Annotated in this window: 16 protein-coding genes; 6 read left to right on the forward strand and 10 right to left on the reverse strand. The window is 65.9% G+C overall.

The annotated features are described in order from the left end of the window. Positions 1 to 29 precede the first annotated feature (29 nt). Positions 30 to 806, forward strand: coding sequence for a helix-turn-helix transcriptional regulator (locus tag NJG22_RS15015; RefSeq protein ID WP_253095573.1), 777 nt, complete (start codon positions 30 to 32; stop codon positions 804 to 806). Positions 807 to 830: 24 nt separating this feature from the next. Here the strand turns inward: NJG22_RS15015 and cueR are convergent, their stop codons facing one another. Genes cueR through NJG22_RS15030 form a run of 3 tightly spaced genes read right to left on the reverse strand, consistent with a single transcriptional unit; the run spans position 831 to position 4,072 of the window. Next, positions 831 to 1,235 carry a Cu(I)-responsive transcriptional regulator gene (gene cueR, locus NJG22_RS15020; RefSeq protein ID WP_217852538.1) on the reverse strand — a complete coding sequence of 135 codons (405 nt, stop codon included), beginning with the start codon at positions 1,233 to 1,235 and terminating at the stop codon, positions 831 to 833. Continuing rightward, complete coding sequence (locus NJG22_RS15025) at positions 1,232 to 3,631, reverse strand: heavy metal translocating P-type ATPase (RefSeq protein ID WP_253095575.1); 2,400 nt, start codon at positions 3,629 to 3,631, stop codon at positions 1,232 to 1,234. The genes cueR and NJG22_RS15025 overlap by 4 nt, the downstream gene beginning before the upstream one ends. 54 nt (positions 3,632 to 3,685) lie before the next feature. Continuing rightward, the gene (locus NJG22_RS15030) at positions 3,686 to 4,072 is read right to left on the reverse strand and encodes a hypothetical protein (RefSeq protein ID WP_253095577.1); all 387 of its coding nucleotides are present in this window, start codon (positions 4,070 to 4,072) and stop codon (positions 3,686 to 3,688) included. Positions 4,073 to 4,218: 146 nt separating this feature from the next. Between NJG22_RS15030 and NJG22_RS15035 the strand changes: the two genes are divergently transcribed. Together NJG22_RS15035 and NJG22_RS15040 are read left to right on the forward strand one after the other, a co-directional pair. Beyond that, positions 4,219 to 4,416, forward strand: coding sequence for a cation transporter (locus tag NJG22_RS15035; RefSeq protein ID WP_217852543.1), 198 nt, complete (start codon positions 4,219 to 4,221; stop codon positions 4,414 to 4,416). Positions 4,417 to 4,677: 261 nt separating this feature from the next. Beyond that, positions 4,678 to 5,859, forward strand: a complete 1,182-nt coding sequence (locus tag NJG22_RS15040) for a multidrug effflux MFS transporter (RefSeq protein WP_253095579.1) — start codon at positions 4,678 to 4,680, stop codon at positions 5,857 to 5,859. On the opposite strand, the gene NJG22_RS15045 is transcribed toward NJG22_RS15040, so the two are convergent. Continuing rightward, complete coding sequence (locus NJG22_RS15045; RefSeq protein ID WP_225935563.1) at positions 5,810 to 6,007, reverse strand: hypothetical protein; 198 nt, start codon at positions 6,005 to 6,007, stop codon at positions 5,810 to 5,812. The genes NJG22_RS15040 and NJG22_RS15045 overlap by 50 nt on opposite strands. A gap of 376 nt (positions 6,008 to 6,383) precedes the next feature. On the opposite strand from NJG22_RS15045, the gene NJG22_RS15050 reads away from it, so the two are divergent. Next, positions 6,384 to 7,094 carry a helix-turn-helix transcriptional regulator gene (locus tag NJG22_RS15050; RefSeq protein ID WP_253095581.1) on the forward strand — a complete coding sequence of 237 codons (711 nt, stop codon included), beginning with the start codon at positions 6,384 to 6,386 and terminating at the stop codon, positions 7,092 to 7,094. Here the strand turns inward: NJG22_RS15050 and NJG22_RS15055 are convergent. The 6 genes from NJG22_RS15055 to NJG22_RS15080 form a co-directional block, all read right to left on the reverse strand. Next, the gene (locus NJG22_RS15055) at positions 7,091 to 8,041 is read right to left on the reverse strand and encodes an adenosine deaminase (RefSeq protein ID WP_253095584.1); all 951 of its coding nucleotides are present in this window, start codon (positions 8,039 to 8,041) and stop codon (positions 7,091 to 7,093) included. The genes NJG22_RS15050 and NJG22_RS15055 overlap by 4 nt on opposite strands. A gap of 81 nt (positions 8,042 to 8,122) precedes the next feature. Beyond that, complete coding sequence (locus NJG22_RS15060) at positions 8,123 to 9,478, reverse strand: 8-oxoguanine deaminase (protein WP_253095586.1); 1,356 nt, start codon at positions 9,476 to 9,478, stop codon at positions 8,123 to 8,125. Between the two features lie 120 nt (positions 9,479 to 9,598). Beyond that, positions 9,599 to 10,285 carry an SDR family oxidoreductase gene (locus NJG22_RS15065; RefSeq protein WP_253095588.1) on the reverse strand — a complete coding sequence of 229 codons (687 nt, stop codon included), beginning with the start codon at positions 10,283 to 10,285 and terminating at the stop codon, positions 9,599 to 9,601. Between the two features lie 371 nt (positions 10,286 to 10,656). Further along, positions 10,657 to 11,241 (reverse strand): YigZ family protein, encoded by a 585-nt coding sequence (locus NJG22_RS15070; protein WP_253095590.1) that lies wholly within the window; start codon positions 11,239 to 11,241, stop codon positions 10,657 to 10,659. A 9-nt stretch (positions 11,242 to 11,250) separates the two neighbouring features. After that, a complete protein-coding gene (locus tag NJG22_RS15075; protein WP_186662637.1) occupies positions 11,251 to 11,913 on the reverse strand; it encodes a TetR/AcrR family transcriptional regulator in 663 nt (220 codons plus the stop codon). Positions 11,914 to 11,998: 85 nt separating this feature from the next. Further along, the gene (locus NJG22_RS15080; protein ID WP_253095592.1) at positions 11,999 to 12,916 is read right to left on the reverse strand and encodes a LysR family transcriptional regulator; all 918 of its coding nucleotides are present in this window, start codon (positions 12,914 to 12,916) and stop codon (positions 11,999 to 12,001) included. Positions 12,917 to 13,035: 119 nt separating this feature from the next. On the opposite strand from NJG22_RS15080, the gene NJG22_RS15085 reads away from it, so the two are divergent. Together NJG22_RS15085 and NJG22_RS15090 are read left to right on the forward strand one after the other, a co-directional pair. Continuing rightward, the gene (locus tag NJG22_RS15085) at positions 13,036 to 14,382 is read left to right on the forward strand and encodes an aspartate aminotransferase family protein (RefSeq protein ID WP_253095594.1); all 1,347 of its coding nucleotides are present in this window, start codon (positions 13,036 to 13,038) and stop codon (positions 14,380 to 14,382) included. A gap of 71 nt (positions 14,383 to 14,453) precedes the next feature. Further along, on the forward strand, positions 14,454 to 15,947 hold the full coding sequence (locus NJG22_RS15090; protein WP_217852555.1) for a CoA-acylating methylmalonate-semialdehyde dehydrogenase: 1,494 nt from the start codon (positions 14,454 to 14,456) through the stop codon (positions 15,945 to 15,947). The last annotated feature ends 384 nt before the right edge of the window (positions 15,948 to 16,331 follow it).

The raw sequence follows: 16,331 nt of genomic DNA on the forward strand, positions 1-16,331 counted from the left end.
TTGTCCGCCTCGCATTATCGAGCCCTTTCATGTCGACCAACGGACCACGCGCCATCCCCGCCCTGACCGAGCTGCCCAGGCCGCTCTACGCCCGCGCCGAGCGCCTGGACGCCGGCTCCTGGACCCCCCGCCATCGCCACGACTGGGTGCAGTTTTCCTATGCCATCAGCGGTGTGCTGGGCGTCTATACCCACAGCGGCAGCTACTTCGCCCCGCCACAATGGGGCGTGTGGATTCCGGCCGACACCGAGCACGAGGTGGTGACCTCGATGCAGGCCGAGATGCGCAGCCTCTACGTGCGCCGCGATGCCTGCCCCTGGGCGGCGGAGCACTGCCGGGTGCTGGAGGTGACACCGCTGGCGCGGGAGTTGATCAAGCAGTTCTGCACCTTCGCCGTGGACTACCCGGCCACTGACAGCGTGCAAGCGCGGCTGGTGGCGGTGCTGCTGGACCAACTGCGCACCCTGCCGGAAGTGGGGTTTTCCCTGCCGTTGCCGCGCCACCCGGGGTTGCTGGCCTTGTGCAATGGCCTGGTCGCCGCGCCCGACCAGGTGCAGACCCTGCAGCAATGGGCCGGGCAGTTGGGCGTGTCGGAGAAAACCTTGATGCGCCTGTTCCAGCGCGAGACGGGCCTGAGCTTTCGCAACTGGCGCCAGCGCATGCGCCTGCTGTCGTCGCTGGCGTTGCTGGAGGCAGGGGAAAGCGTCACCCAGGCGGCACTGGGTTGCGGTTATGACTCCACCTCGGCGTTCATCGCCGCCTTCAAGCAACTGTTCGGCGCGACGCCGGGGGAACTGAGGCTCTGAGCTCCCCGCTGCGCCCCGCCGGGGTCAATGGCAGCAACTGCCGCCATTGGCCAGGTCCTTGAGGATCGGGCAGTCTGGCCGATCATCGCCCTGGCAGTGCGCTACCAGCTCGCCCAGGGTGTCGCGCAGGCTCACCAGTTCCTCGATGCGCCGGTTCAGCTCATCGATGTGCTGCATGGCCAACGCCTTCACATCGGCGCTGGCGCGCTGGCGGTCCTGCCACAGGGTGAGCAGCTTGGCCACCTCTTCCAGGGAGAAGCCCAGGTCGCGCGAGCGCTTGATGAACGCCAGGCTGTGCAGGTCGTCCTGCTGGTACAACCGGTAGCCGCTGTCGCTGCGCTTGGCCGGGCGCAGCAGGCCGATGGACTCGTAGTAGCGGATCATCTTGGCGCTGAGCCCGCTGCGGCGGGCGGCCTGGCCGATGTTCATGGCAGCTCCTGATGGTCGGCGGTGGGTTTCCAGGTCTTCAGCCACAGGGCGTTGCTCACCACGCTGACGCTGGACAGCGCCATGGCAGCGCCGGCCAGCACGGGGTTGAGGTAACCGAGCGCGGCCAGGGGGATGCCGACCAGGTTGTAGATGAAGGCCCAGAACAGGTTCTGGCGGATCTTGGCGTAGGTCTTGCGGCTGATCTCCAGGGCGGCGGGCACCAGGCGCGGGTCGCCGCGCATCAGGGTGATGCCGGCGGCCTGCATGGCCACGTCGGTGCCGCCGCCCATGGCGATGCCGATATCGGCGGCGGCCAGGGCCGGGGCGTCGTTGATGCCGTCGCCGACCATGGCCACCACGCCATCGCGCTTGAGCGCCGCCACGGTGGCGGCCTTGTCGGCCGGCAGCACTTCGGCGTGCACGTCGTCGATCCCCAGGGCCTCGGCCACCACCTTGGCGCTGCCGCGGTTGTCACCGGTCAGCAGGTGGCTGCTGATGCCACGCCGGTGCAGCGCGGCAATGGCCAGGTCGGCACCGGCCTTGAGGCTGTCGCCGAAGGCGAACAGGCCCAGTACCCGCGGCTGGTTGCCGCGCTCGACCAGCCAGGACAGGGTGCGTCCCTCGGCCTCCCAGGCCTGGGCGCTGGCAGCCAGGTCGCCGGGCGACAATGCGCTTTCCTCGAGCAGGCGGCGGTTACCCAGCGCCAGTTCGCGCCCGTTTACCTGGCCGGCGATGCCGCGCCCGGTGAGCGCCTGGCTGGCCGCCACCTGCGGCACTTCCAGGCCCTGTTCGGCGCAGGCCTCGAGCACGGCCCTGGCCAGTGGGTGTTCGCTGCCGCGTTGCAGGGCACCGGCCAGGCGCAGCAGTTCGCCGCCGTCACCGCTGGCGGCTTGGCTATGGACGATACGCGGGCTGCCCGAGGTCAGGGTGCCGGTCTTGTCGAATACCACGCGGTTGACCGCGTGGGCGCGCTCCAGGGCTTCGGCGTCCTTGATCAGGATGCCGTGGCGGGCGGCGACGCCGGTGCCGGCCATGATCGCCGCCGGCGTGGCCAGGCCGAGGGCGCAAGGGCAGGCGATCACCAGGACCGCGACGGCGTTGATCAGGGCGGTCTCCAGCGGCGCGCCGGCCAGCCACCAGCCGACCAGGGTGAGCAGCGCCAGTACCAGCACCGCTGGGACGAACACCTGGCTGACCCGATCGACCAGTTTCTGGATGGGCGCCTTGGCCGCCTGGGCGTCCTCCACCAGGCGGATGATCCGGGCCAGGACCGTCTCGGTGCCGAGCGCCCGGGTTTCCACCAGCAGGCGGCCTTCGCCGTTGATCGCACCGCCGGTGACCGCGTCCCCCGGCTGCTTGGGCACCGGCAGGCTTTCGCCGCTGATCAGCGCCTCGTCGGCATGGCTGCTGCCTTCGAGCACTTCACCGTCGACGGGGAAGCGCTCGCCGGGCTTGACCAGTACCTGGTCGCCCAGGCGCAGCTGGCTGATCGCGACTTCTTCCTCGCGTCCGTCGAGTACCCGTACCGCGCGTTCCGGGCGCAAGGCCTCGAGGGCGCGGATGGCGCTGGCGGTCTGGCGTTTGGCGCGGCTTTCCAGGTACTTGCCCAGCAACACGAGGGCGATCACCACCGCCGAGGCTTCGAAATACAGGTGCGGTTGCGTGCCGGCAGGGGCGTTGGCCCATTGGTACAGGCTCAAGCCATAGCCGGCGCTGGTGCCCAGGGCGACCAGCAGGTCCATGTTGCCGGCGCCGGCGCGCACGGCTTTCCAGGCCGCGACATAAAAGCGCGCACCGAGAATGAATTGCACGGGGGTGGCCAGCAGGAACTGCGCCCAGGCCGGCAGCATCCAGTGCAGGCCGAAGGGTTGTCCCAGCATCGGCAGCACCAGGGGCAGCGCCAGCAGCAGGGCAGCGCCCACCGCCAGGCGCTCGTTGCGCAGGCGGCGCTGGGCCTGGGCCTGATCGTCGTGCTGGCTGCGCGGCAGGCTGGCGCTGTAGCCGGCGTTTTCCACCGCGCCGATCAGCGCGCTGTCATCCAGGGCCTGGAGCACTTCGAGGTGGGCGCGTTCGTTGGCCAGGTTGACGCTGACCTGCTCCACCCCCGGCAGCTTGCGCAAGGCGCGCTCGACACGACCGACGCAACTGGCGCAGGTCATGCCGCCGATCTGCAGTTCCAGGGTGCGGGTGGGGACGCTGTAGCCGGCGTCGCGCACGGCGTCGACCAATGCCGGCAGGCTGTCGGCCGGGGCCTGGACGCGGGCCTGCTCGGTGGCCAGGTTGACGCTGACGTGTTCGGTACCGGTAACCTTGCGCAAGGCGCGTTCGACCCGACCTGCGCAACTGGCGCAGGTCATGCCGGCGATCGGCAGGTCGAAGGTGGTGGATGCGGGCATGGCTCTCTCCTCCGTGGACTGGCCTGCAGCATCAACCTTGCCATGCGGGCAAGGTCAATAGCCCAGCTTGGCCTGCCGCAATTCCAGGCCATGTACGCCGGTGGCGATACGGTACTTGCTGATCTGCCCGGCCTTGAGGTTCAAGCGCGTGCTGCGCTGGTCCTCGACGCCCGCGGCGCAGCCGGGCATCTGCCCGGGCAGCAGGCGCATGCGCACATCGACCGGGCCGGGCGGCAGGTTGAATGAAGTGGATTGTTCCTGGAACAGCCGTGCGGCCAACTGATCGTTGAGGTAGATGCCGATCTCGCAACTGGTGGCCACTTCCAGGCGTTCCCGGGAAATCATCAGCACGCTGTAGTCCGTGTTGCCCTCGGCGCTGGCCGTTGGCACCCCGGCGAGTGCGCCCAGTAGCCCGACAAGGCCCAATGCTGCCTTGATCATGAAGAATCTCCTGCTTGGCAAAAACGTCAAAGGCGCAGCTTGGCCGAGCCGCGCGCGGATTTCCAGCCCGGCCGTTGCCGGCAGAACTTGACCTTGCCCCGATGGCAAGGATGAGACTGGGCAAAACCCACCAGGAGGCAACCTCGATGCAAGTGTTCAATGTACAAGGCATGACCTGTGGCCATTGCGTGAAAGGCGTGACCCGGGCGGTGCAGGAGCAGGATGGCGCGGCGCGGGTGGAAGTGGACCTGGCCGGACGGCAAGTGCGGGTCGACAGCACGCTGGCAGCGGAGCAGATCCTTGCGGCGATTCGCCAGGAGGGGTATCAGGCCGAGCTGGCCTGATCAGGGTTTGACCCTGTAAACCTCATGTCATCGGCGCCGTCGAGGATGGCGCCGGTGTTCGCCGGCCGGCTCCTACGCGGTTCTTTCAGCCAACCCGGCCCGGTAGGCGCCAGCCTTGCTGGCGAACCAGGCGCCGCGCAGGATGGCACCGGCTGTGCGGTGTTCGCCGGGGAAATCCGGCAATTATTACCAAGGTTTTCATCGCCTGGGCACCCAGTGCAGGTAGACTTAAGCGCTTGCTTAGCCTGCTATGGATTCTCCATGAACCTGCGAACCCTGCTGATTCTCGGCGCCCTGAGTGCGTTCGGGCCCTTGGCGATCGACTTCTATCTGCCCGCTTTCCCCGCCATGGCGCACGCTTTCGCCACCGATGAAAAGCACGTGCAGACCACCCTGGCTGCCTACTTCCTCGGCCTGTCCCTTGGCCAGCTGGCCTACGGCCCGGTGGCCGATCGCTTCGGCCGGCGCATCCCGCTGCTGTTCGGCGTCGGCCTGTTCACCCTGGCGTCGCTGGCCTGCGCTTATGCGCCAAACCTCGACAGCCTGATCGTGGCGCGTTTCGTCCAGGCGTTGGGCGGCTGCGCCGGCATGGTGCTGTCGCGGGCGATCGTCAGCGACAAGTGCGACGCAGTGGCTTCGGCCAAGGTGTTCTCGCAATTGATGCTGGTGATGGGCCTGGCGCCGATTCTGGCGCCGATGCTCGGTGGCGTGCTGGTCAATGTGGCCGGCTGGCAGTCGATCTTCCTGGCCTTGAGCCTGTTCAGCGCCGCCTGCCTTGTGGCCGTCGGCCTGGGGCTGCCGGAAAGCCTGCCGGCGCACGTGCCGCGCCAGCCGCTGTCGGGGGCGTTGCGCCAGTACCTGCGCCTGCTCGGTGATCGGGTGTTCGTTGGCCATGCGCTGACCGGCGGGATCGCCATCGCCGGGATGTTCGCCTACATCGCCGGCTCACCCTTCGTCTTCATCAAGCTGTACGGCGTGCCGGCCGAGCACTATGGCTGGTTGTTCGGCACCAATGCCGCCGGTTTCATCCTGATGGCCCAGGTCAATGCGCGTCTTTTGGCCAAGCGTGGGCCGGCGTTCCTGCTGGCCCGTGCGGTCTGGCTGTACCTGGCCGCGGCGCTGGCGCTGCTGCTGGTGGCGGCGCTGCGTCCGGTGGCGCTGTGGCCTTTGCTGGTGCCGCTGTTCGTCTGCATCGCCAGCCTCGGCTGCATCATCCCCAACGCCTCGGCGTGCGCCATGAGTGGCCAGGGGGCACGGGCCGGCAGTGCCTCGGCACTGATGGGCTGCCTGCAGTTCAGCGTCGCCGCGGCTGCGGCGGCGCTGGTCGGGGTGCTGCATGATGGCAGCGCGGTGCCCATGGCGCTGGTGATCAGCTTGTGCGGCGCGCTGGTGGTCAGTGTCGCAATGCTGACCCGGCGCTTGCAGGCCAGGCGCTCGGTGTAAGCACATGGGGCGCGTTCAGGCGCGCTTCGAGCAAGGCGACGAAGGCCCGCGCCTCGGCTTCGTTGCGAAAACTCACCACGTGCTGGTCCAGCTGGACCTGCCAGGGGCAAGCAGGGTTTCGGTTCGACGCACTGACGACAATCTTCATCGTGATTCACCTCCAGTGAGCGAGAGCCGATGAAGTTTAGCGCCACCCCAGGCGCTCGCCATGACCGGGATCACTACCCTGACTGACGGTCATGGCGGGTTGGGGGAGGGGAGCTTTCTGCATTGCGGCAGGTAATTGTTGTGCGCAGCTGTAGGAATTGTTTATGCCTGCCGTCGGGCGACCTGGTCCCACGTTGCCGCAGCCGCTGTATCACGGGCGACCAGCCGATTCGCCGCGTCGCCGCGAGGGTGCCCTCAGGGCGGTCAGCGGCGTTCCTACAGGGCTCGGCAGGTCAACCACGAGTGGTCTTATACTGCCCCGACATCGCGCCATTACCCCGCCTACCAGCCGAGATTCATCAGGGAGCTTCAGGTTCATGAACGAAGTCCGCAGCATCAGCCAGGTCGCTGGCCTGATGGCCGACCCCAAGCGTAGTGCCATGTTATGGGCGCTGATCGACGGCACGCCGCGGGCGGCGGATGAACTGGCGCTGCTCACCGGCCTTAGTACGCCGTCGGCCTGCGCGCATCTGTCGTTGTTGTCGGCGGCGGGCTTGCTGCGCTTCGAGCCTCGTGGGCGCAAGCGCTATTTTCGCTTGGCCAACCCCGAGGTGGGCGCCGCGGTGGAGGCGCTTGCCAGCGTGCAATTGCAGGTGCGCGGCGCTGCGCGCAAAGGTGATGCCCTGCAGATCCCTCTGTCGATGCGCAAGGCGCGCCTGTGTGGCGACCACCTGGGCGGCGAGGTGGCGGCCGACCTGTTCCAGCGCTTGCTCGCCGACGGCTGGCTCGAAGGCAGCGAGGCGCAGTTGTGCGTAAGCGCTGAAGGCAAGGCGCGCTTGGAAGCCCTGGGGGTTTTCATCGACGCCCTGGTGCCTGATGGCAAGCGCGGTTGCGTCACTTGCCATTGCACCGAGTGGAGCGACCAGGGGCCACACCTGGGCGGCAGCCTGGGGCAGGCGTTGTTGCGGCTGTTCCTGCAGTCGGGCTGGGTTCGTGAGCAGGATGGCAACCGGGCGGTACAGCTCACCCCGCCCGGGCTGCAGCACATCAACGCCATCGCGCGGCTGCCGGCGCGGCAGGTGGGTTAGCGCACCAGGCGTGCGTCGAGGCTGTTCTGTGCCAGGCGCCGGGCCTGGTCCTGGGTCATGCCCAGGTGTTCGTGCAGGGCCTGGAAGTTTTCCGTGACGTAGCCGCCGAAGTAGGCTGGGTCATCGGAGTTGACCGTGACCTTCACGCCGCGCTCGAGCATGTCGAGGATGTTGTGCTGGCTCATGTGGTCGAATACGCACAGCTTGGTGTTGGACAGCGGGCAGACGGTCAGCGGGATCTGTTCGTCGATGATGCGTTGCATCAGCCGTTCGTCCTCGATGGCGCGCACGCCATGGTCGATGCGCTGGATCTTCAGCAGGTCGAGGGCTTCCCAGATGTACTCGGGTGGGCCTTCCTCGCCGGCGTGGGCGACAGTCACGAAGCCTTCGCTGCGGGCGCGGTCGAACACGCGCTGGAACTTGCTTGGCGGGTGGCCTTGTTCCGAGCTGTCCAGGCCGACGGCGACGAAAGCGTCACGGAAGGGCAGGGCCTGGTCGAGGGTCTTGTGGGCTTCGTCTTCGCTCAGGTGGCGCAGGAAGCTGAGGATCAGGCCGCTGCCGATACCCAGTTGTTCACGGCCATCCTTGAGCGCCTGGTTGATGCCGTTGAGCACCACTTCGAACGGGATGCCACGGTCGGTGTGGGTCTGCGGGTCGAAGAACGGCTCGGTGTGGATCACGTTCTGCGCCTTGCAGCGCTGCAGGTAGGCCCAGGTCAGGTCGTAGAAGTCCTGCTCGGTGCGCAGGACATCGGCGCCTTGGTAATAGAGGTCGAGAAACTCCTGCAGGTTATTGAAGGCATAGGCGCCGCGCAGGGTTTCCACATCCGCCCAGGGCAGGGCGACTTTGTTGCGTTCGGCCAGGGCGAACAGCAGTTCGGGCTCCAGCGAGCCCTCCAGGTGCATGTGCAGTTCCGCCTTGGGCAAGGCGTTCAGCCATTCATACATGTGTGCAATCTCGATCAGGTACGGTTGGCCGACATTCTACAGGGCCTGGCCAGGCAATGCGCCCGGCCAGGCCCTGGTTCGTCAACCGGCGATCAGCTGGGCGGCGGCCTGGCGGTGGTTGGCGATCAGGCCCTGCACGTCGAGGCCCTCGATCTGGCCGTCGATGACCCGCCACTGGCCGCCGACCATCACCCGGTCGGCACGGTCGGCGCCGCACAGCAGCAAGGCTGAAAGTGGGTCGTGGCTGCCGGAGAAGCGCAGTTCGTCGAGCTTGAACAGCGCAAGGTCGGCCTGCTTGCCCACGGCCAGCTCGCCGATATCGCCGCGCCCCAGCAACTTGGCCGAGCCCCGGGTCGCCCAGCCCAGGGCGCGTTCCGGCGTGATCAGCTCGGCGCCGTAACGCAGGCGTTGCAGATACAGGGCCTGGCGCGCTTCGAGGATCATGTTCGAGGCGTCGTTGGAGGCCGAACCGTCTACCCCCAGGCCAACCGTCGCGCCTGCGCCATCCAGCTCCACGGTTGGGCAGATGCCCGAGGCCAGGCGCATGTTGGAGCTCGGGCAGTGGCAGATACCGGTGCCGGCGGCGCCGAGGCGGGCGATCTCGTCGGGGTTGAAGTGGATGCCGTGGGCCAGCCAGGTGCGTGGGCCGAGCCAGCCGACGCTGTCGAGGTAGTCGACGGTACGCAGGCCGAAGCGCTGCAGGCAGAAGTCTTCTTCGTCGAGGGTTTCGGCCAGGTGGGTGTGCAGGCGCACGTCCAGTTCCTCGGCAAGGTCGGCGCTGGCCCGCATGATCTCGGGGGTGACCGAGAACGGCGAGCAGGGCGCCAGGGCGATCTGGATGCGCGCGCCGTCGCCACGCTCGTGGTAGCTGTGGATAAGGCGCTGGCTGTCGGCGAGGATCACTTCGCCTTGCTGCACGGTCTGTTGCGGCGGCAGGCCACCATCTTTCTCGCCCAGGCTCATCGAGCCGCGGGTGAGCATGGCGCGCATGCCCAGCTTGCGCACCGCCTCGACCTGCACGTCGATGGCGTTGTCCAGGCCTTCGGGGAACAGGTAATGGTGGTCGGCGGCGGTGGTGCAGCCGGACAACAGCAGCTCGGCCAGGGCGACCTGGCTGGCCAGCTCGAGCTTGGCCGGGGTCAGGCGCGCCCACACCGGGTAGAGGGTCTTGAGCCAGGGAAACAGGGGCTGGTTGACCACCGGCGCCCAGGCACGGGTGAGGGTCTGATAGAAGTGATGGTGGGTGTTGATCAGGCCGGGCAATACCACGTGCTCACGGGCATCGAACACTTGGTCGCAAGGGGCGCTGGGGGCTTGGCCGGGGCCAAGCAGCTCGGTGATGCGGCCGTCTTCGATGACCAGCCCGCCACGGGCGTCGCCGGCGTTGGCGGTGAAGATGGCAAGGGGGGATTTCAACCAGGTACGGGTCGCAGGCATGGTGCCGGCTCCTCTGAAAGTGGGTTCAGGTTAGCCAGCTCAGTGTTGCCCTGTCTGCTGATCCAGGTTCGCCGCAGGGGCGAGGCTTGGAGTCTACTGCCTCGCCACGCGGCTTTCAATTCACCAGGTCAGCGTCTGGCCCTGGTAGTCGATGAAGCGCAGGCCGCCGTTGCCGCTGTGCGCCTTGATCTGCGCGAGCATGCCGCGGGTGCTGGTGAGCACGTCGATCTCGGCGTTCTCGCCGCCCATGTCGGTCTTCACCCAGCCCGGGTGCATGGCCAGCACGCACAGGTCCGGGCGCTGCAAGTCGACCACGAAGCTGTTGATCATCGAGTTGAGCGCGGCCTTGCTGGCCTTGTACAGGCAGATCTCGCCGCCGTCGGGGATGGTCACGCTACCCAGGATCGAGCTCATGAAAGCCAGTACACCGCTGCCTTGGCGTACCTGGCCGGCCAAGCGGCGGGCGACCCGGATCGGTGCCACGGCGTTGGTCATGAACAACTCGCCAAGTTGCAGCAGCTGCACGCTTTCCAAATCCTGGGGCAGCGGGCCCATTACCCCGGCGTTGACGAATACCAGGTCGAATACCTCGCCTTGCAGGCGCTGCTTGAGGCCGTCGAGTTGCGCGGTGTCGTTCATCTCCAGGCGCTCGATGCGCACACCGGGTACTTCGGCCAGCGCGCCGGGCTTTTGCGGGTCACGCACGGTGGCGACGACGTTCCAGCCATCCTCTTGCAGGCGCTGCACCAGGCCGAGGCCCAGGCCTCGTGAGGCGCCGATGATCAGGGCGGTTTTCTGTGCGGTCATTGCGGGGCTCCTGAAAAGGTGAATGCTGGCTCAGGAGCATACTCCAGCCCAGGACTGGATGCTCGCCTGGTCAAGAAGTGATCAGTGTTGCCGGAGCCCCATGATTGCGGGGCCTGGCGCATTGCCTCACGGGTTATCCACAGGCTGCTCCACAGTATTTGTGTGCAAGCGCAACGCCTTGAAATAGATTGTCCGGGGCGCTATTTCGCTCACCGGCTGGGGATAACTAACTGACCCCGTTCGGTTTACCCGCCTGTCACACAGGTGTGATCAAAATATGATCAAAGCCTTGCAGGCCTTGCTGGTAAAGGCCTGCGGTGAAATGCCCCAAGCTTATCCACAGGCACGCCCACAGTGGTTGTGGGCAACCTTCAACGGCGCTCGAGCAGGATCCGCCCGCGGCTGAGGTCGGCCAGTTGCTGTTGCAGGCTGTCCAGGTGCGTATCCCCCAGGGCGATCTGCAGGTCGACGCCATTGGCGGTGAACTGTTCGTCCAGTACCAGCCCATCCACCTCGGCCAGGCGCAGCTTGAGCAGCGCCAGCTCGCTGAAGCTGCAACTGCAGCTGAACTCGCTGCGTTGCACCAGCAGCCGCTTCGGCGCCTGTTGCAGGCACTTGTTGGCACCGCCGCCATAGGCGCGGGCCAGGCCGCCGGTGCCCAGCTGGATGCCGCCATACCAACGGATCACCAGCACCACGACCTGGTCGCAATCCTGGGCCTCGATGGCGGCGAGGATGGGCCGGCCGGCAGTGCCGCCGGGTTCGCCATCGTCACTGCTGCGGTACTGGGCGCCGAGTTTCCAGGCCCAGCAGTTGTGGGTGGCCGCCAGGTCGCTGTGGCGTTCGATGAAGGCCATCGCCTCGGCAGCGCTGCTGATCGGGCCGGCGAGGGTGATGAAGCGGCTCTTGCGAATGTCCTCGCGGAACTCGCAGAGCTCGAGCAGGGTAGAAGGCATAGGTCCGGGTCAGGCGGGCGTGGTGATGCCGCAGCCTTTGAGAATGATGTGGATAAGGTTGTTGCTGGCGTCTTCCATGTCTTGCTTGGTCAGGCGGCTGCGGCCGGTGACCTGGCAGATCTGGGTGGCGAAGTCGGCATAGTGCTGGGTGCTGCCCCAGAGCAGGAAGATCAGGTGCACCGGGTCGACCCGGTCCATCTTGCCAGCGTCGATCCAGGCCTGGAACACCGCGGCGCGGCCACGGAACCAGTCGCGGTAGTCGGCGCTGAAGTACTCGCTCAGGCACTCGCCGCCGCTGATCACTTCCATGGCGAAGATCCGCGAGGCCTGCGGGTTGCGCCGGGAGAACTCCATCTTGGTGCGAATGTAGTGGCTCAGCGCTTCGGCCGGGTCGTCCTCGACGCTCAAGGCGTTGAAGGTGCTGTCCCACAACTCGATGATGTTGCTCAGCACGGCGATGTACAGGCCCAGCTTGTTGGTGAAGTAGTAGTGCAGGTTGGCCTTGGGCAACCCGGCCTTGAGCGCGATGGTGTTCATGCTCGTGCCCTTGTAGCCGTGGCGGGCGAATTCGTCTTCGGCAGCCTGGATGATGGCCTGCTCGTTCTTCTGGCGGATGCGGCCGGCGGGCTTGCCCGAGGCGGGGGAGCGATGCGCAGGGACTTCTAGGGTCATGGACGATTCCGGGCGGGTCGTTACGAATGTCCGACAGATTACCTGCCTGTGCCGAAGTGACAAGCATTTGCGGCTCAGATGGGTATCAACGTGTCGCAGCCAGGTTTTGCAAAAAGCTTTCCAGCACCAGGTTCGGTCGCCGGCCCTTGCGGGTCACCCAGCTCAGGCCCAGGTCGTAGAAGCGCTGCGCAGGCTTGAGCGCGCGCAGGCGGCCTTGTTGCACCCAGAAGCTGGCGTAGTGGTCGGGCAGGTAGCCGATGTAGCGCCCGGTCAGGATCAGGAAGGCCATGCCTTCACGGTCCGAGGCGCTGGCGGTGCAGTACAGGGCCTGGTAGTGCGCCTGGATATCGGCGGGCAGGCGGAAGGTTGGGGCGATGGCATCCTGGCTGTTCAGGCGCAGGTCGTCGACCTGCTGGTCGTCGGCGTAGAACAGCGGGTGGCCAACCGCGCAGTAGAGCAGCGAGCGCTCGCTGTACAGCGGCTGATACTCAAGCCCGGACAGCGGGCTGGTCTGCGGCACCACGCCGACATGCAGGCTGCCGTCGAGCACGCCCTGCTCGACTTGGCTCGGCGCGATCATGCGGATCTGGATGCGCACGTCCGGGCCGCGGTCCTTCAACTCGGCCAGGGCGTGGGTGATGCGCATGTGCGGCAGGGTTACCAGGTTGTCGGTGAGGCCGATGTTCAGTTCACCGCGCAAATGCTGGTGCAGCCCGTTGACCTCGGTGCGAAAGCTCTCCAGGGCGCTGAGCAGTTGCAGGGCCGAGTGGTACACCTCGCGACCTTCCTCGGTCAGCGAAAACCCCGCGCGCCCGCGCTGGCACAGGCGCAGGCCAAGCCGTTGCTCCAAGTCGTTCATCTGCTGGCTGATCGCCGAACGGCCGATGCCCAGAACGTTCTCCGCCGCCGAGAAACCGCCGCATTCCACCACGCTGCGGTAGATTTTCAGCAAGCGGATATCGAAATCGCTGACCTGGGCGAGGGGATCGGGACGTCGGCTCATATGTTTAGCCCGCTGCGGAATGAAGGTTAGAAATGTTGGGTTTTCTGGACTTTATCGCCGTGCCAATTTAGCTGCAACAACATCCATCGTTGCCTAATCGTCTTTCGAGGAACCGCCCGATGAACATGCCCGAGACCGTCCACACCGGTATCGCCAGCCAGCTCAAGCTGGACGCCCACTGGATGCCCTACACCGCCAACCGCAACTTCCAGCGCGACCCGCGCCTGATCGTCGCGGCCGAAGGCAATTACCTGGTCGACGACAAGGGCCGCAAGGTGTTCGATGCCCTCTCGGGCCTGTGGACCTGCGGCGCCGGGCACACCCGCAAGGAGATCAGCGAGGCGGTCGCTCGCCAGGTCGCCACCCTCGACTACTCGCCGGCCTTCCAGTTCGGCCACCCGCTGGCGTTCCAGTTGGCTGAGAAAATCGCCAACCTGGTGCCGGGCGATCTCAACCACGTGTTCTTCACCAACTCCGGCTCCGAGTGCGCCGACACCGCGCTGAAGATGGTGCGTGCCTACTGGCGCCTGAAAGGCCAGGCCACCAAGACCAAGATCATCGGCCGTGCCCGCGGCTACCACGGGGTGAACATCGCCGGCACCAGCCTGGGCGGCGTCAACGGCAACCGCAAGCTGTTCGGCCAACTGCTGGACGTCGACCACCTGCCGCACACCGTGCTGCCGGCCAACGTGTTCAGCAAGGGCATGCCGGAAGAGGGCGGTATCGCCCTGGCCGACGAAATGCTCAAGCTGATCGAGCTGCACGACGCCTCGAACATCGCCGCGGTGATCGTCGAGCCGCTGGCCGGCTCGGCTGGCGTGCTGCCACCGCCCAAGGGTTACCTCAAGCGCCTGCGCGAGATCTGCACCCAGCACAATATCCTGCTGATCTTCGACGAAGTGATCACAGGCTTTGGCCGCATGGGCGCAATGACCGGTGCCGAAGCCTTCGGCGTGACCCCAGACCTGATGTGCATCGCCAAGCAGGTCACCAACGGCGCCATCCCGATGGGCGCGGTGATCGCCACCGGCGAGATCTACCAGACCTTCCTGAACCAGCCGACGCCCGAGTACGCGGTGGAATTCCCCCACGGCTACACCTATTCGGCGCACCCGGTGGCCTGCGCCGCCGGTATCGCTGCGCTGGACTTGCTGCAAAAGGAAAACCTGGTGCAGTCCGCCGCCGCGCTGGCGCCGCACTTCGAGCAGCTGTTGCACGGGCTCAAGGGCAGCAAGAACATCGTCGACATCCGCAACTACGGCCTGGCCGGTGCCATCCAGATCGGCGCGCGCGACGGTGACGCGATTGTTCGCCCGTACGAGGCGGCCATGAAGCTGTGGCAAGCCGGCTTCTATGTGCGCTATGGCGGCGACACCCTGCAATTCGGGCCGACCTTCAATACCCAGCCGCAGGAGCTGGACCGCCTGTTCGACGCCGTGGGCGAAGCCCTGAACAAGGTCGACTGATTTTTCCGTTTTTGACGTCAGGCGGGTGAACTGCACGCGCCTGCTTCTACCTTCTTTATCTGGAGTTCTGCATGAGCATTGTTCAGCACCTGATCCACGGCGAGCTGGTCACCAAGGGCGAACGCACCGCCGATGTCTTCAACCCGTCCACCGGCCAGGCCGTGCGCAAGGTCGAGCTGGCCAGCCGCGCCACCATCCAGCAAGCCATCGACTCGGCCAAGGCCGCCTTCCCGGCCTGGCGCAACACGCCGCCGGCCAAGCGCGCCCAGGTGATGTTCCGCTTCAAGCAGTTGCTTGAGCAGAACGAGGCGAAGATTGCGCAAATGATCAGCGAGGAGCACGGCAAGACCGTGGAGGACGCCGCCGGCGAATTGAAGCGTGGCATCGAGAACGTCGAGTTCGCCTGCGCCGCCCCCGAGCTGCTCAAGGGCGAGTACAGCCGCAACGTCGGGCCGAACATCGATGCCTGGTCGGATTTCCAGCCGCTGGGCATCGTTGCCGGCATCACCCCGTTCAACTTCCCGGCCATGGTGCCGCTGTGGATGTACCCGCTGGCGATCGCTTGTGGTAACGCCTTTATTCTCAAGCCTTCCGAGCGCGACCCGAGCTCGACGCTGTATATCGCCCAGTTGCTGCTGGAGGCCGGCCTGCCCAAGGGGATTCTCAATGTCGTGCACGGCGACAAGGAAGCGGTCGACGCGCTGATCGAGGCGCCGGAGGTCAAGGCTCTGAGCTTCGTCGGTTCGACCCCGATCGCCGAGTACATCTATGCCGAGGGCACCAAGCGCGGCAAGCGTGTGCAGGCCCTGGGCGGTGCGAAGAACCATGCGGTGCTGATGCCCGATGCCGACCTGGACAACGCGGTCAGTGCGCTGATGGGCGCGGCTTATGGTTCGTGCGGCGAGCGTTGCATGGCCATCTCGGTGGCGGTGTGCGTGGGTGACCAGGTCGCCGATGCGTTGATTGCCAAGCTCGAGCCGCAGATCAAGGCGCTGAAGATCGGTGCTGGCACCTCCTGTGGGTTGGACATGGGGCCGTTGGTGACCGCCGCTGCCCGTGACAAGGTGGTGGGTTACATCGATGACGGCGTTGCCGCTGGCGCCAAGCTGGTGGTCGACGGTCGTGGCTACCGTGTGGCGGGTAATGAAGATGGCTATTTCGTGGGTGGCACCTTGTTCGACAAGGTCACCCCGCAGATGCGTATCTATAAGGAAGAGATTTTCGGGCCGGTGCTGTGCGTGGTGCGGGTGAACAGCCTGGAGCAGGCCATGCAGTTGATCAATGAGCATGAGTACGGCAACGGTACCTGCATTTTCACCCGTGACGGTGAGGCGGCGCGGTTGTTCTGTGATGAGATTGAGGTGGGCATGGTTGGGGTCAACGTGCCGCTGCCGGTGCCGGTGGCTTATCACAGCTTTGGTGGGTGGAAGCGGTCGCTGTTCGGTGACTTGCATGCCTATGGTCCGGATGGGGTGCGCTTCTATACCCGGCGCAAGGCGATTACCCAGCGCTGGCCGCAGCGGGCCAGTCATGAGGCTTCGCAGTTTGCGTTTCCTAGTTTGTAAGGGGTAGGGAGTGGAAACGGGGCGGCCGCTAGGCCGCCCTGTTTTGTTTTTGGGGGGCTATTTATATAGAGGTGTTGGGTGGGGGGGCTGTCGTGGGGTTAAGGGGGCTGTCTGGGGAGGTGTTGGTGTATTGAGAGGTGTTTGTCTGGAGGTTGGGTTGGCGTTGAGAGGTGTTCGCCGTTAGGTATTCAGCGCCTGGTAGATCGAGCGCCGCGCGGGCGGCGCTCGATCTGCTAGGCGCTGCAAAGCGTGCGGCGGCCCCCTGGCGCCCCTGGCGCGGTCTTTCCCCTAATTATTTGAAAATATTGAAATTAAAGGTTGACGCGGTTCCAGATCCCCTTATAATGCGCCCCACTTCCAGCGACAACGGAACGCGAAACTCCT

The sequence above is a fragment of the Pseudomonas sp. VA159-2 genome (assembly GCF_024126635.1).
Taxonomy (GTDB): Bacteria; Pseudomonadota; Gammaproteobacteria; order Pseudomonadales; family Pseudomonadaceae; genus Aquipseudomonas; species Aquipseudomonas muyukensis.

Excerpts from the sequence above, each read along its gene's own strand:
- NJG22_RS15015 (WP_253095573.1), top strand. The coding sequence starts at position 30 with ATGTCGACCAACGGACCACGCGCCATCCCCGCCCTGACCGAGCTGCCC.
- cueR (WP_217852538.1), bottom strand. The coding sequence starts at position 1,235 with ATGAACATCGGCCAGGCCGCCCGCCGCAGCGGGCTCAGCGCCAAGATG.
- NJG22_RS15080 (WP_253095592.1), bottom strand. The coding sequence starts at position 12,916 with ATGAGCCGACGTCCCGATCCCCTCGCCCAGGTCAGCGATTTCGATATC.
- NJG22_RS15055 (WP_253095584.1), bottom strand. The coding sequence starts at position 8,041 with ATGTATGAATGGCTGAACGCCTTGCCCAAGGCGGAACTGCACATGCAC.
- NJG22_RS15040 (WP_253095579.1), top strand. The coding sequence starts at position 4,678 with ATGAACCTGCGAACCCTGCTGATTCTCGGCGCCCTGAGTGCGTTCGGG.
- NJG22_RS15035 (WP_217852543.1), top strand. The coding sequence starts at position 4,219 with ATGCAAGTGTTCAATGTACAAGGCATGACCTGTGGCCATTGCGTGAAA.
- NJG22_RS15085 (WP_253095594.1), top strand. The coding sequence starts at position 13,036 with ATGAACATGCCCGAGACCGTCCACACCGGTATCGCCAGCCAGCTCAAG.
- NJG22_RS15030 (WP_253095577.1), bottom strand. The coding sequence starts at position 4,072 with ATGATCAAGGCAGCATTGGGCCTTGTCGGGCTACTGGGCGCACTCGCC.
- NJG22_RS15070 (WP_253095590.1), bottom strand. The coding sequence starts at position 11,241 with ATGCCTTCTACCCTGCTCGAGCTCTGCGAGTTCCGCGAGGACATTCGC.
- NJG22_RS15025 (WP_253095575.1), bottom strand. The coding sequence starts at position 3,631 with ATGCCCGCATCCACCACCTTCGACCTGCCGATCGCCGGCATGACCTGC.
- NJG22_RS15090 (WP_217852555.1), top strand. The coding sequence starts at position 14,454 with ATGAGCATTGTTCAGCACCTGATCCACGGCGAGCTGGTCACCAAGGGC.
- NJG22_RS15050 (WP_253095581.1), top strand. The coding sequence starts at position 6,384 with ATGAACGAAGTCCGCAGCATCAGCCAGGTCGCTGGCCTGATGGCCGAC.
- NJG22_RS15045 (WP_225935563.1), bottom strand. The coding sequence starts at position 6,007 with ATGAAGATTGTCGTCAGTGCGTCGAACCGAAACCCTGCTTGCCCCTGG.
- NJG22_RS15075 (WP_186662637.1), bottom strand. The coding sequence starts at position 11,913 with ATGACCCTAGAAGTCCCTGCGCATCGCTCCCCCGCCTCGGGCAAGCCC.
- NJG22_RS15065 (WP_253095588.1), bottom strand. The coding sequence starts at position 10,285 with ATGACCGCACAGAAAACCGCCCTGATCATCGGCGCCTCACGAGGCCTG.
- NJG22_RS15060 (WP_253095586.1), bottom strand. The coding sequence starts at position 9,478 with ATGCCTGCGACCCGTACCTGGTTGAAATCCCCCCTTGCCATCTTCACC.